The 13,878-nt window shown below is 72.4% G+C and carries 10 protein-coding genes; 5 read left to right on the forward strand and 5 right to left on the reverse strand.

Annotated features, from left to right (window positions below):
* Nucleotides 1-190: 190 nt before the first annotated feature.
* From NGB36_RS15775 to NGB36_RS15790, 4 genes are read right to left on the reverse strand one after another with little or no spacing between them, the layout of a single operon-like run.
* Complete coding sequence (locus NGB36_RS15775) at nucleotides 191-940, reverse strand: MgtC/SapB family protein (protein ID WP_255921090.1); 750 nt, start codon at nucleotides 938-940, stop codon at nucleotides 191-193.
* A gap of 46 nt (nucleotides 941-986) precedes the next feature.
* A complete protein-coding gene (nirD, locus tag NGB36_RS15780; protein WP_255920921.1) occupies nucleotides 987-1,370 on the reverse strand; it encodes a nitrite reductase small subunit NirD in 384 nt (127 codons plus the stop codon).
* The gene (nirB, locus tag NGB36_RS15785; RefSeq protein ID WP_255920922.1) at nucleotides 1,367-3,970 is read right to left on the reverse strand and encodes a nitrite reductase large subunit NirB; all 2,604 of its coding nucleotides are present in this window, start codon (nucleotides 3,968-3,970) and stop codon (nucleotides 1,367-1,369) included. The genes nirD and nirB overlap by 4 nt, the downstream gene beginning before the upstream one ends.
* Nucleotides 3,967-5,232, reverse strand: a complete 1,266-nt coding sequence (locus NGB36_RS15790) for an NAD(P)/FAD-dependent oxidoreductase (protein WP_255920923.1) — start codon at nucleotides 5,230-5,232, stop codon at nucleotides 3,967-3,969. The genes nirB and NGB36_RS15790 overlap by 4 nt, the downstream gene beginning before the upstream one ends.
* A 188-nt stretch (nucleotides 5,233-5,420) precedes the next feature.
* On the opposite strand from NGB36_RS15790, the gene NGB36_RS15795 reads away from it, so the two are divergent.
* The 3 genes from NGB36_RS15795 to NGB36_RS15805 are packed head-to-tail and all read left to right on the forward strand — an operon-like array spanning nucleotide 5,421 to nucleotide 10,031.
* Complete coding sequence (locus tag NGB36_RS15795) at nucleotides 5,421-6,563, forward strand: alpha/beta hydrolase (protein WP_255920924.1); 1,143 nt, start codon at nucleotides 5,421-5,423, stop codon at nucleotides 6,561-6,563.
* Nucleotides 6,564-6,602: 39 nt separating this feature from the next.
* Nucleotides 6,603-9,851 (forward strand): LpqB family beta-propeller domain-containing protein, encoded by a 3,249-nt coding sequence (locus NGB36_RS15800; protein ID WP_255920925.1) that lies wholly within the window; start codon nucleotides 6,603-6,605, stop codon nucleotides 9,849-9,851.
* A gap of 9 nt (nucleotides 9,852-9,860) precedes the next feature.
* Nucleotides 9,861-10,031, forward strand: coding sequence for a hypothetical protein (locus tag NGB36_RS15805; protein WP_255920926.1), 171 nt, complete (start codon nucleotides 9,861-9,863; stop codon nucleotides 10,029-10,031).
* Here the strand turns inward: NGB36_RS15805 and NGB36_RS15810 are convergent.
* Nucleotides 10,024-12,126, reverse strand: coding sequence for a molybdopterin oxidoreductase family protein (locus tag NGB36_RS15810; protein ID WP_255920927.1), 2,103 nt, complete (start codon nucleotides 12,124-12,126; stop codon nucleotides 10,024-10,026). The genes NGB36_RS15805 and NGB36_RS15810 overlap by 8 nt on opposite strands.
* 121 nt (nucleotides 12,127-12,247) lie before the next feature.
* Between NGB36_RS15810 and NGB36_RS15815 the strand changes: the two genes are divergently transcribed.
* Together NGB36_RS15815 and NGB36_RS15820 are read left to right on the forward strand one after the other, a co-directional pair.
* Nucleotides 12,248-12,682 carry a gamma-glutamylcyclotransferase family protein gene (locus tag NGB36_RS15815; RefSeq protein WP_255920928.1) on the forward strand — a complete coding sequence of 145 codons (435 nt, stop codon included), beginning with the start codon at nucleotides 12,248-12,250 and terminating at the stop codon, nucleotides 12,680-12,682.
* 66 nt (nucleotides 12,683-12,748) lie between these two features.
* Nucleotides 12,749-13,585, forward strand: a complete 837-nt coding sequence (locus tag NGB36_RS15820; RefSeq protein ID WP_255920929.1) for a sirohydrochlorin chelatase — start codon at nucleotides 12,749-12,751, stop codon at nucleotides 13,583-13,585.
* Nucleotides 13,586-13,878: the final 293 nt, after the last annotated feature.

A 13,878-nucleotide genomic window follows, 5' to 3' on the forward strand; every position in this document is an offset into this window, starting at 1 on the left:
CACCCACGCAGCGCCCTCGTGACCCACCCGATCACGGCAACGGGCGGGCGGCGGGGAAAAACCCCCACCCCAGCCGCAACCGCGGGGAACGGGCGAACCGGCCGCAGAACGCCCAGCGCAGCGTCACCGCAACGGGCGGGCGGCGGGGAAAACACCTGACGCAAGCCGAGACACGGGACGCACGGGGTACTCAGTACGCCCCGTTGCCCGTCGGGGACCAGACGCTGATCACGCCGTCCACCTCCGCGAGCCGCGTCACGAGATGGTGGATGGATCCCGTGCCCTCGATGGAGAGCTGGACCTCCGTGGTGCCCGTACCCCGTTCCGCCTCCTCGGCGCCCTCGCGCCATGGGGCGTGCTCGACGCGGACGTCCATCACCCGGAAGCCGGCACCCGTGCAGTGCTCAAGGATGCGTGTGAGCACGCCGCGGCCCGCGCGGTACGTGAGCTGCAGATCGGCCTGTTCGGGCGCGGTCACCGCCGGGAAGTGGCGGGTGATCAGCGGATATCCGCGGATGATGAGGAAGTGGCCGGCGGTGACGGCGACGGCGAGCAGGGCCAGGCCGCCGCCGCAGGCCATGCCGATGGCGGCCGTCAGCCAGATGGTCGCGGCGGTGGTGAGCCCCTTCACCGCGTCGCGGCGCACGAAGATCAGGCCGCCGCCGATGAAGCCGATGCCGGTGACGATCTGGGCGGCGACCCGGGAGGGGTCGAGGGCGACATGCTGCATGCCCAGGACGTTGTTGAAGCCGTGCTGCGAGACCTCCATGAACAGCGCCGCACCTACGCCCACCAGCGTGTGGGTGCGCAGGCCCGCGCTCTTCTGCTGGACCGCGCGCTCCAGGCCGATCAGCGTGGAGAGCACCAGGGCAAGACCGAGCTCGGCCAGTTGCCGCAACCCCTGGCCGCCGCTCGGGTTCCACACAGCCGAAGCGATCATATGCACACGGCAACGGTAACGTGAGCGCCGCGCGCAGCGCCGACGGTCACCCGTGACTCGTACGCGTTTCGTACGCCGCGATCGTCACGTTCTCGTCGTCGAGGCATCGGCCCGTCTGCAGGTCGAAACGTTGCTTCAGTAGCGGCGAGGCGACGAAGGGGCGCCCCGAGGCCGAGCCGAGCAGGCCGCGGGAGAGCACGTAGGCGCCGGTGAACGGGTCGCGGTTGGCGATGGCGTGGAGCCCGCCGTTGCGGTCGCGGAAGACGGCGACCTGGCGGCCGTCGGGCAGCAGCGCGGCGACGCCGCGGCCCGGGGTGAGCAGGGACAGGTCGCAGACGCCGACCCACGCACCGTCCACGCGCAGCTCCACGGTGGCGGTCTGTGCGGCGGTCTCTACGGCCTCTACGGTCTCTACGGAGAGCGTGGTCATGCGGACGGTGTCCCTTCGAGCGTGCGGACGGGAAGAGTGGGCCCGGCGAGGATCTCCAGATCCGGTTTGATCTGGTCCCGCTCGGGGACGAAGCGGACGGACGGGTCGGGCGCGTCGGGGGCGTTGACGAAGGAGACGAAGCGGCGCAGCCGGTCCGGGTCGTTCAGCGTCTCCGCCCATTCGTCCCGGTAGTTCGCCACGTGATCGGCCATCAGTGCCTCCAGCTCGTCGCAGATGCCGAGCGAGTCGTGGACAACCACGTCGCGTACGTGGTCCAGTCCGCCGTCGATCCGCTCCAGCCAGGCGCTGGTGCGTTCCAGGCGGTCGGCTGTGCGGATGTAGAACATCAGGAACCGGTCGATGAGGCGGATCAGCTCTGCGTCGCTGAGGTCCTGCGCCAGCAGGTCGGCGTGGCGGGGGTCGGCGCCGCCGTTGCCGCCCACGTACAGGTTCCAGCCATTGGACGTGGCGATGACGCCGAAGTCCTTGCCGCGCGCCTCGGCGCACTCGCGGGCGCAGCCGGAGACGGCCGACTTCAGCTTGTGCGGGGAGCGTAGACCCCGGTAGCGCAGTTCCAGGTCGATGGCCATCCGCACGCTGTCCTGCACGCCGTAGCGGCACCATGTCCGGCCGACGCAGGACTTCACCGTGCGCAGCGCCTTGCCGTAGGCGTGGCCGGATTCGAACCCGGCGTCCACGAGGCGGGCCCAGATCAGCGGGAGTTGGTCGACCCGGGCGCCGAACATATCGATCCGCTGGCCGCCGGTGATCTTCGTGTAAAGGCCGAAGTCGCGGGCGACCTCGCCGATGACGATGAGTTTCTCGGGGGTGATCTCACCGCCGGGGACGCGCGGGACGATCGAGTAGGAGCCGTTCTTCTGCAGGTTGGCGAGGAAGTGGTCGTTGGTGTCCTGCAGCGCGGCCTGTTCGCCGTCGAGGACGTATCCGCCGGCGCCGATCGTCGGCGCGAGCGAGGCGATGATCGAGGCGACGGCGGGCTTGCAGGTCTCGCAGCCCTCACCGCCGCGCGCCTCCTCCCGCCCGTGCTGGTCGAGGAGTTCGGCGTACGAGGCGATGCGCAGCGCGCGCACGATCTCGTACAACTCGGCGCGGGTGTGGACGAAGCAGCCGCACAGCCCCTTGTCGACGGTGATGCCACCGGCTTCGAGCTCCTCGTTGACGAGCGTGGTGAGCATCTTCACGCAGCTGCCGCAGCCGGTGCCGGCCTTGGTGCACTTCTTCACCTCGGGGACGGTGGTGCATTCGTGCTCGGTGACGGCGGCCCGGATGGCGCCCTTGGTGACGCCCAGGCAGTTGCAGATCACCGCGTCGTCGGGGAGCGCGGACGGGCCCAGCGCCGCAGGGGCCCCGGCGCCGGACGGCAGCACCAGCTGTTCGGGCGCCAGCGGCGGTACGGAGCCGGTCAGCGGCCGAAGCATCCCGTATGCGTCGGCGTCCCCGACCAGCACGCCGCCGAGGAGGGTGCCGTCCTCGCCGACGACCAGTTTCTTGTAAATGCCGGCGCGGGAGTCGGAGTAGTGGACGTCGAGGCAGCCAGGGGTGGTGCCGTGCGCGTCGCCGAAGCTGGCGACGTCGACGCCGAGCAGCTTCAGCTTGGTCGAGGTGTCGGCGCCGGTGAACGATCCGCCGGTCTCGCCCGCTATCGCCTTGGCGGCCGTCTCGGCCATGTCGTAGCCGGGGGCGACGAGTCCGTAGACCCGGCCGTCCGCCGCGAGCGCGCACTCGCCGATGGCGTAGACGTGTTCGTCCTCGGGCGTGCGGCACTGTGCGTCGACGACGATGCCGCCGCGCTCGCCCACCGGCAGACCGCACTCGCGGGCCAGCTGGTCGCGCGGGCGCACGCCTGCGGAGAAGACGACGAGATCGGTGTCGAGCACCGAGCCGTCGGAGAGGTTCATCGCGACGACCGAGCCGTTCTCGCCAGTGACGATCTCCTGCGTGCCGACGCCCGTGTGGACCTCGACGCCCATCCCCTCGATGGTGCGGCGCAGCGCCTCGCCGCCGCCCTCGTCGACCTGCACCGGCATCAGCCGGGGTGCGAACTCCACCACGTGGGTGGTCAGTCCCAGTCCTTTGAGCGCACCCGCGGCCTCCAGGCCCAGCAGCCCGCCGCCGACCACGGCGCCGGTCCGCGAGCCCGCCGCGTATTCCTCGATGGCGAGCAGGTCCTCGATGGTGCGGTAGACGAAGCACCCTTCGGCGTCCTTGCCGGGCACGGGCGGGACGAAGGGGTAGGAGCCGGTGGCGAGGACGAGTGTGTCGTAGGTGACGGTGAGGCCGGAGCGCGCGGTGACGGTGCGCGCTGCCCGGTCGATGGCGACGGCCGGGTCGCCGGTGTGCAGTTCGATCCCGTGCCGGGTCATGAACTCCGCCTCTACCAGGGAGAGTTCGTCGGGGGTGCGGCCGGAGAAGTAGGAGGTCAGCTGTACGCGGTCGTACGCGGGACGCGGCTCCTCGCACAGCACCACCACGCGCGCACGGTCGGGGACGCGCCGGTCGGCGAGGGCCTCGAGGAAGCGGTGCCCGACCATCCCGTGGCCGATCTGCACGATCGTGGGCGGGTTCGCGGCAGCGGTCATGACGATGAGCCTCCGTCGTGGGTGAGCAGGTGGAGCGGTGAGGAGTCCGATGCGATCGGCTCGTCGTCCTCCCAGGTGCGGGCGAGTGCGCCGACGGTGGTGAGGTCGCCCAGCAGGATTCCGCCGATGAGCCGGTCGTCGCGGAGCACGACCTTGCGGTAGACGCCGCGGGTGGCGTCGGAGAGCCGCAGTACGTCGTCGCCTGCGACCGGCACGGGGGTGCCGAAGGTGGCGATGTCCAGCGGGGAGTGTGCGGACGGGCCGGGGAGCGTGAGCCGGGTGAGGGCACGCGTTCCGGCGTAGCCGAGCTGCGGTGCGCTCTCCTGGCCGCCGGTGAGCAGCCGCGCCAGCAGGTCCGCCTGGTCGATAGCGGGTCCGGCGAGGCCGTAGACGACGCCCTCGTGCTCGGCGCAGTCGCCGATGGCCCGGATGCGCGGGTCGGAGCTGCGGAGCCGGTCGTCGACGAGGACGCCGCGCTCCACGTCCAGTCCCGCGGCGTGGGCGAGCCCGACGCGCGGCCGCACTCCGCAGGCGAGGACGACGACGTCGGTGTCGAGCCGGTATCCGTCGGCGAGTTCGACGGCGCGCGCCCTGGCCGTGCCGGTCAGGCCGCGCACGCGGCATTCGAGGTGGACCTCGACGCCGAGTGCCTCCAGGTGACTGCGGACCAGTGCTGCGGCCATCGCGTCGAGGTGGTGTTCCATCAGGTGCTCGCCCTGCTGGGCCAGCACCACCTGGGCACCGCGCGCGGCGAGCGCACGCGCCGCCGACACCCCGAGCAGGCCGCCGCCGACCACCACGGCCCGTACCCCCGGGCGGGTGGCGGCGGCGAGCGCCAGGCAGTCGTCCATGGTCCTGAAGGCGTGCACACCGTCGGGCAGCCCGCTCTCACCAGACGCCAACAGGCCGCGCAGCGGCGGCAGCACCGGGTTGGAGCCGGTGGCGAGGACGAGCGTGTCGTAGGGGACGAGCGAGCCGTCGTCGCACACGACGCGGCGCTCGTCCCGGTCGATGCGGACCGCCCGCACCCCGCGCCGCATACCGGGCGCCTCCGGCAGCGACACGACCTCCGGTGCGTACCGTCCGGCGAGCACGTCGGCGAGCAGCACCCGGTTGTAGGGGGCGTGCGCCTCCTCCCCGATCACTGTGACCTCGCAGCCGTCACCGGCGGCCCGCAGCTGGTAGGCCAGCCGGGCGCCGGCGACCCCGCCACCGATGACGGTGACGCGATGGCGCGTGGAGGCGGAGGTTTTCGTCAGCACATGTGAAGACTGCGATAGGGCTGTTACCTGCCCGCATCCCGCCCGTTTCCCCCGCGCAACGGTGACCTCAGCGCGACTCCCGGGCCGTGGTGAGATCGGCCTCCCCCGTTCGTGTGATCGCATGAACGACCGAGTGTCAGGCGGGTGACAAGGCGTGTCACCAGCCGGCGGGCCCGGAAGACTCCAATGTGGGTCTCACGTCCAAGATCTTCTTCATAGCACTGGCGGTCATCGCGACGGCGATGATCGCCGGGACGCTGTGGCTGTGGCCCCGCGCCGCGGGCCAGGGCCCCGCTGCCTGGCTCGGACGGCTGGGAATGCTCGCGGCCACCCAGGTCTCGATCATGGCCCTGCTGCTGGTCGCCGCCAACGACACCTACGGCTTCTACTCCTCCTGGAACGACCTGCTCGGCCAGGCCGAGGGCAAACAGACCCTGGACGAACCCGGTGCCCCGGCCGGCCGGCCGGCCGCCCTCACCGTCACCGGCACCTTCCGGGACGCCCGCCTCAAGGGCGGCAGGGAGCGGGCCGGCCTGGTCGAGGCGGTGACCTTCCACGGCGCCGCCTCCGGGCTGACAACCGACGGCTACGTCTATCTGCCCCCGCAGTACTTCCAGAAGGGACATGAGTACGACCACTTCCCGGTCGTCGTCGCTCTCACCGGCTACCCGGGCGTCGCCAAGAATCTGATCACCGAACTCGACATTCCGCGCACCGTCTCCGACGACATCAGGACGAAGAAGATCCAGCCGGTGATCTACGTGTTGGCGCGCCCGGCCGTCGTGCCCGGCCGCGACACCAACTGCACCGACATCCCCGGCGGCTCGCAGGCGCTGACCTTCTTCAACCAGGACCTTCCCATGGCCGTCGCAGGCCACTACCGCACCACGGGAGCTCCCGGTACCTGGGGCGCCGTCGGCGACTCGACGGGCGGCTACTGCGCGCTGAAGTTCGCCATGACCAACCCGGTCCGCTACGGCGCGGCCGCAGGCCTGTCCGCGGACTACTTCGCCCGCCGCGACGGCCAGACGGGTGATCTCTACGGCGGCAACGCCCAGGTCAGGAGGGAGAACGACCTGACGTGGCGTCTCGAACACATGCCCCCGCCGCCGGTCTCGCTGCTCGTGTCGAGCAGCAGGAAGGGCGAGGAGAACTATGGCCCGACTCTGACGTTCGCCGCGAAGGCGAGGCCACCGACCCGGGTCACCACGCTGATCCGGGACGAGGGCGGCCACAACTTCCAGACGTGGCTGTCGGAGTACCCCGAGGTCGTCCTCTGGATGGACCGCCAGCTCACGCTCGCCGTGCACGACCGGTCCCAGACCGGCTGATGCCGGTGTTCGCACGAAGCCCGTCGCATTGGAGCAGAAATGAAGCCGATCGATATGCCGAGTGACAACCGGACACCTGCGGAGGGGACGCTGCCCGACGGGATGACGCGGCGGGGCTTCGTACGGGCCGCCGCGCTCTCGGGGGCGGGAACGGCGCTCGGCCCGCGGTCCGCGCCCCGGACCCGTCCCCCCTCCGGCAGCCGCACGGTCACCTTCACCGAGGGAACCAACGCCTCGGTGGCCGTCTCGCCGGCCGGGGACCGGTTGATCCTGGAGATCCAGGGAGTCCTGTGGGCGCTGCCGCCCGAAGGCGGCGAGGCGACCGCACTCACCGCCCCCGACCTGGAGCCGACCCGCCCGGTCTGGTCGCCGGACGGTTCCACGGTGGCGTTCTGCGCCTACAAGGGCGGAGGCTTCCACCTGTGGACGATGGCGCCCGACGGCACCGGGCTGCGACAGCTCACCAGCGGGCCGTGGGACGACCGCGGCGTGTCGTGGTCGCCCGACGGCAGGCGGCTCGCCTTCGCCTCGGAGCGCGGCGGCGACGACGTGACGGGCAGCTCGTACAGCATCTGGACCGTCGACGTACGCAGCGGTGAGCTGCACCGCCTCACCGACGGTCCGTTCGAGGACTACGACCCGGCGTGGCACCCGGACGGCCGCACGGTCTGCTTCGTCCGAGCCGAGGTCACGGACGACGTCGAACGCAAGGGCGGGCGGACCATCGCGGCGGTGCCGGCGGCGGGCGGCGCGGTCACGGTGCAGCGCACCGAACAGGACGGCGCGGTCTTCTGCCCGTCCGTCAGCAGCGACGGCCGGATCGCTTACGTCCGCCTCGGTCCCGGCCGTCTGCCCGAGGGCGCGAGCGGCTCGCAGCTGTGCGTGGACGGGACGGCTGTCACCGCGGGGGAGGACGTCTCCCCGACGCCGCCGAGCTGGGGCCCGGCGGGGGAGTTGTATTACGTCGCCGACGGGCGGCTGCGGGTGAGGCACACTCGGCCCTCCCCCGGGCGAGCGGCCGCCGCCGCCGAGGAGATCCCCTTCACGGCCCGGCTCGACGTGCCCCGCCTGCGCTACCGCCGCAAGCGTCAGTCCTTCGACGCCACGGGCCCGATGACCTCGGAGCCGGTGCGCGGCATCCAGCACCCGGCGCTGTCGCCGGACGGTACGACGGTCGCCTTCGTCGCCCTCGACGCGCTGTGGGTGATGAGGATCGGCGGGCGCCCCCGCAAGCTCGTCCAGGCCCCCGCCTCCCGCTACCTGCAGATGCCATCGTGGGCGCCGGACGGCCGTTCCGTTCTCTACGCCTGCGACGACGACCCCCGGGGGCTGTTCGCCGTCCACCGGGTGCGTCTCGACGACGGCGCCGACACGGTCCTGGCCACCGGCGGCAGGCTCAACCCCGCGCTCTCCCGCGACGGCACCGTGCTCGCATGCCAGAACGTCAACGGGACTGTGTTGATCCGTCACCTCGGGGGCGGGGCGGAGCGCGAGCTCGTCTCCCCGCTCGGCGGCGGCGGCCTTCCCGGCCGGCCCAGCTGGTCGCGCGACGGGCAGCACGTGGCCATCTGCGACCGCAACCGCCTCAACCACCGCTTCCGGGAGGGCTACAACCTCATCCGCGTCGTCGACACCCACACCGGAAAGGCCACGGCGTACTTGCCGCTTCCTCACGCCGGGATCTCCGACCGCGGTGACTGCGGGCCCGTGTGGTCCCCGGACGGCGCCTCCATGGCGATCATCATGGAGTCCGCCCTGTGGGTGCTCCCGGTCCACCCCGACGGCACACCGGCCGGTGAGCCGCGCCGACTCACCGACGAACCGGCCGACCACCCCTCCTGGTCCGGAGACTCCCGCAGCCTGCTCTACCTCTCGGGCGGGGAGTTGTGCCTGATCGGCAGGGACGGCCGCGAGCGGCGCACCGTCGCCGTACCGCTGCGCTGGCAGCGCCGGCTGCCGCCGCGCACCCAGATCACCAGGGTGCACGCCGGACGTCTGTGGGACGGCACCGGCGAGACCGTCCAGGAGGACGTGGACATCGTCATCAGCGGCAACCGCATCACGGCCGTGGAGCAGCACCGGCCCGGCGCCCGCCGCGCCGGCGAACGGCAGATCGACGCATCGAAGGCCACCGTGATCCCCGGGCTGTGGGATTCCCACACCCACCCGTGGCAGTACTGCTACGGCGGCCGCCAGAACAGCCTGATGCTCGCCTACGGCATCACCGCCAACGTCTCGATGGGTGGCTTCGCCTACGAGGAGGTGCGGCTGCGCGAGTCCTTGGCGGCGCAGGCCATGACCGGTCCGCGGCTGTTCGCCACGGGAGAGTTGATCGACGGCAGCCGTACCGCGTACAGCCACTGCCGCATTCACTGCACCGAGGACGGTGTGCGGCGCACCCTCGACCGCGCCGTCGCCCTCGACTACGACTTCGTCAAGACGTATGTGCGGGCGCCCAGCTGGATCATGGCGGAGGCGGCGCGCACCGCTCACGAGCGCCTGGGGGTGCTCGCGGGCGGGCACCTGTGCGCGCCCGGCCTCGGGGTCGGCCAGGACCTGACCACCCATCTGCAGGCCACCCAGCGCCTTGAGTTCGGCCACGCGAGCTCTGCCACACGCCGTTCGTACCGGGACATCCTGGAGCTGTACCACGACGGCGAGTTCCAGCTCCTCGTCACCCCGTTCACCGCCTCACCATTGGTCGGCGCCGCCCCGGCCCTCGCCGACGACCCGCGGGTCACGGTCCTGATGCCGCCGTGGGACGCCGCCAAGATCAAGAAGGACGCCGGCCGTGCCCCGACCGGGACCGAGCTGACCGCGCTGCAGCGGGAGATGGGGGTCTACCGGAGGATCATGGACGACGGCGGCATGCTCGTCCTCGGCACGGACACCGCGCTCGTCCCCGTCGGACTGCACCTGCACCTCGCGCTGCGCGCCCTGCACCAGTACGCGGGGCTGACACCCGCACAGGCGCTGCGCACCGCCACGGCGGCCCCGGCCCGGCTCTTCGGCGTCAGCGACGATCTCGGCACCGTCGAGCCGGGCAAGGTCGCCGACCTGACCGTGATCGACGGCAACCCTTTCCACGACTTCTCCGACCTGGTGCGCACCTCCATGGTGTTGCGCGACGGCGTCGTCCACCGTCAGCAGGATCTGGTGAGCGCCTTCGCCACAGGCACAGGCCCGGGTGCCGGCCAGGGTGCGGGCGCGGGGCCGCAGCAGGCGGACGACGCCTTGTGGCTCGCGGTCGGCGACCGGTTGCGCACCGACGCCTGCTGCGGTCCGTAGGCTTGCTGTATGGCGGACGACGATGACGATGATGACGATGAGGAGCAGCTCGTCACCATCGCGCCCTACGAGCCGCCACCGCCGGATCCGCTCTACCGCCCGTGGGTCGGACCCGCGTTCATCATCGGGCTGCCGTCCGGGCTGGCCTTCGTCGTCTTCGTCCTTTTCTTCCTCAAGTAGCCGCCTCGACCCGCACCGCGCAGACCTTGAACTCCGGCATCCGGGAGGTGGGGTCAAGCGCAGGATTGGTCAGCGTGTTGGCGCGGCCCTCGCCGGGCCAGTGGAACGGCATGAAGACCGTGTCGTCACGTATGCCCCGGCTGATCCGGGCCGGGGCGACGGCCCGCCCTCTGCGGCTGGTGACGGCGACCGGGTCCCCGTCGCCGACGCCCAGCTGTGCGGCGAGCCGCGGGTGCAGTTCCACGAACGGGCCGGGCGCGGCCTTGTTGAGCGTCTCCACACGACGCGTCTGGGCGCCCGACTGGTACTGGGCGAGGACCCGGCCCGTGGTCAGGTAGAGCGGATAGTCGGCGTCCGGCTCCTCAGCCGACGGGCGGTGCGAGACCTCCGCGAACCGCGCCCGCCCGTCGGGTGTGGCGAAACCGTCGAGGAAGAGCCGGCGGGTGCCCTCGGACCCCTCGGCGCACGGCCAGAAGACGCCGTCCTCCTCGGCGATACGGCGGTAGGAGATGCCCGAGTAGTCCGCGGGGCCGCCCGCCGAGGCGCGCCGCAGCTCGTCGAAGACCTCCTGCGGGTCGGCCGGGAAACCCTTCTCCCACCCCAGGCGCGTGGCGAGCGCGCCCAGCACCTCCAGATCGGTGCGCACACCCGGCGGCGGTTCGACGGCCTTGCGGCGCAGCAGCACCCGCCCTTCGAGATTGGTCGTCGTCCCCGACTCCTCCGCCCACTGCGCCACCGGAAGCACGACGTCCGCGAGCGCCGCCGTCTCGGAGAGCACGACGTCGGCGACGGCGAGGAAGTCCAGCGCCCGCAGCCGCCGTTCGACGTGGGCCGCGCGCGGGGCGGAGACCACCGGGTTGGAGCCGGAGACCAGCAGCGCCTTGATGTCGCCGCCGAGCGCGTCGAGCAGCTCGTACGCGCTGCGCCCGGGCGCGGGAAGAACGTCCGGATCCACCCCCCACACCTCCGCGACGTGCGCCCGCGCCGCCGGGTCGTCGAGCTTGCGGTAGCCGGGCAACTGGTCGGCCTTCTGGCCGTGTTCGCGTCCGCCCTGCCCGTTGCCCTGGCCGGTCAGGCAGCCGTAACCGGACAGCGGGCGGCCCGCGCGGCCGGTGGCCAGGCACAGATTGATCCACGCGCCGACGGTGTCCGTCCCCTTCGACTGCTGCTCGGGGCCGCGGGCGGTGAGCACCATGGAGGTGGGGGCGTCGCAGAACATGGCGGCCGCGGCCCGCAGCTGGGGCACCGGTACGCCAGTGATCCGCTCCACCAGCTCAGGCCAGTGCGCCATCGCCGCCGCCCGCGCCTGCGGCCAGCCCGTGGTGCGCTCGGCTATGAACGCCTCGTCGGTCCTGCCGTCCGCCACCACCAGGTGCAGGATGCCCAGGGCGAGCGCCAGATCGGTGCCGGGGCGGGGCTGCAGATGCAGATCGGCCTGCTCGGCGGTCCTGGTGCGGCGCGGGTCGATGACGATCAACGTGCCCCCGCGCCTGCGCAGTTCGGTGATGTACCGCAGCGCGGGAGGCATCGTCTCGGCGAGGTTGGAACCGACGAGAACCAGACATCCGGTGGCCGCGACGTCCTCGAGCGGGAACGGCAGGCCGCGGTCGAGGCCGAAGGCGCGCTGGTGGGCGGCGGCCGCGGACGACATGCAGAACCGGCCGTTGTAGTCGATCTGCGAGGTGCCGAGCACGAGCCGGGCGAACTTCCCCAGCGAGTACGCCTTCTCGTTGGTCAGACCGCCGCCGCCGAAGACGGCGACCGCGTCCCGGCCGTGCGCCTGCGCGGCACGCGTGAGGCCTTCGGCGACCGCGTCCAGCGCCTCGTCCCAGCTCGCCGGCTCCAGCCGGCCGCTGTCGCGGTTGCGCACCAGCGGCTCGGTCAGCCGCACCCGCGCGGAGAGCAAGGCCGGCGCGGTGCGGCCCTTCCCGCACAGGGCGCCCTTGTTGACGGGGAAGTCGGGGCGCTCGGTGACGTCGAGCCCGGGGCCGGCGGCCGAGGGGCGCAACGTCATGCCGCACTGCAGCGCGCAGTACGGGCAGTGGGTCGCGGTCCCGGTCGCGGTCCCGCTCGCGAGCGCGTCGGTCATGGGCATGGCCTCCAGCCTGGGCCGGCGGTGTTTCGCGGCCGGACCGGGAATGTTACGCGGGGGCAAAGGGGGGCTCACGGGTGAGTGATGCGCCGTCGTGCGCCGCCCGGTCGGCGATGATGGCGGTATGCGTCCGGCCTGCCTGCCCTTCTTCGTCTACGGCACGTTGCGTCCCGGTGAGCGCAATCACGACCGGGTGCTGAGGGGGCGCGTCGCGTCCGTGGAGGCCGCCGTGCTGCCGGGGACGCTGCTGTTCGACGGGCCCGGCTACCCCTACGCGGTCGACGATCCACGCGGCGCCGGGCGGGTGCACGGCGAGCTGGTCGAGCCGCTGCCGGAGGCCTACGACGAGGTCCTCGCCGACCTCGACCGGCTCGAGGAGTACGTGCCCGGCGCGCCCGGCAACCTCTACGAGCGCGTCGTGCGCGAGGTGCGGTGCGGGGACGGTGCGCGGCGGGCCTGGGTGTACCTCGCCGCAGGTCCGATCCGGCAGGAGCTGCTCGCCTCAGGCCGCCGCGCCGGCGGCGACTGGCGCTCCCGGCGCGGGAAATGCCCGCGGTGATGACTTCGAAACGGGTCGACACCTGAGTGCAACGCGCTCGCAACCACCCGCCGCAACACTTTGTGCATGACGGATTCGATCTCCGCGGTTCCGCCCTCCACGGTCCCCTTCGACAGCACCGGCCGTCTCATGAGCCTGATCACCGCGCAGCTGAACACCCAGCTCACCCGCGTCTCCCCGCCCCGCCGCCGGCCCGCGACGCTGGTGGCCGTGGGCCATGGCAGCCGCGACCCCGAGGCGTCCCGTACCGTGCGGGCGCTGCTGGAGCGGGTACGGGCACTGCGGCCCGGCATCCCCCTGCGCCTCGGTCACATCGAGCTGTCCGAGCCGCTGCTCAGCGACACCCTGGCGTCGCTGCGCGGCGAAGTGGTCCTCGTACCGCTGCTGCTCGGCCGTGGCTATCACGTCAAGCACGACCTGCCTGAGGCGCTGGCCCGCGCCCCGCACCTGACCGGGCGGATCGCGGCCCCGCTCGGCCCGCACCCACTGCTCGCCGAGGCACTGCACTCGCGGCTGGTGGAGGCCGGTTTCCGCAGGAGCCGGCGGGCCGCCGTGGTGCTCGCCGCGGCGGGGTCACGCGATCCGGACTCGGCCGCCGACGCCGCCCGTACCGCCGCGCTGCTCAGCGCGCGCCTCGACGGGCTGCCGGTGGTGCCGGCCGTCGCCTCCGCCGGCGGGCCCACCGTCGCCGATGCGGTCCGCACGCTGGTGGTGAACGGCAGTCACCGGGTGGCCATCGCCTCGTACTTCACGGCTCCCGGACGCTTCGCCGCCCACTGCACCTCCGCCGCGCCGTGGATCGCCGCGGCCCCGCTCGGCGCTCACGACTCGATGGCCCGGCTGGTGCTGCACCGCTACGACGAGGCACTCGCCCGGCGGACGGCGTCCGTGGCAGTGGCTTAGGCCCTGTCCCTGTCCCAGTCCCTGTCCGGGTTGCCCCGGCCTGGCGCACTACGAGCGCGGCTGTCGGCGACTGCGGTTACCGTCGCTGTATGAACGGGAACCACCCGGTGAGCGACGCACGCGAGCAAGCGGAGGGGGTCCCCCCGCATGGCAGGGGAAGACCGGCCGAGGCTCCGGTCGAGGGGCGCACCTCCGGCACGACAGGCCGTCCGCGGAGCGCGGGAGGGGGTCCCCCCGCGGTGCAGGGGGAGGGTCCCCCCGCGGTGCAGGGGGAGGGTCCCCCCGCGGTGCAG

The sequence above is a fragment of the Streptomyces humicola genome, assembly GCF_024436035.1.
Lineage (GTDB): Bacteria > Actinomycetota > Actinomycetes > Streptomycetales > Streptomycetaceae > Streptantibioticus_B > Streptantibioticus_B humicola.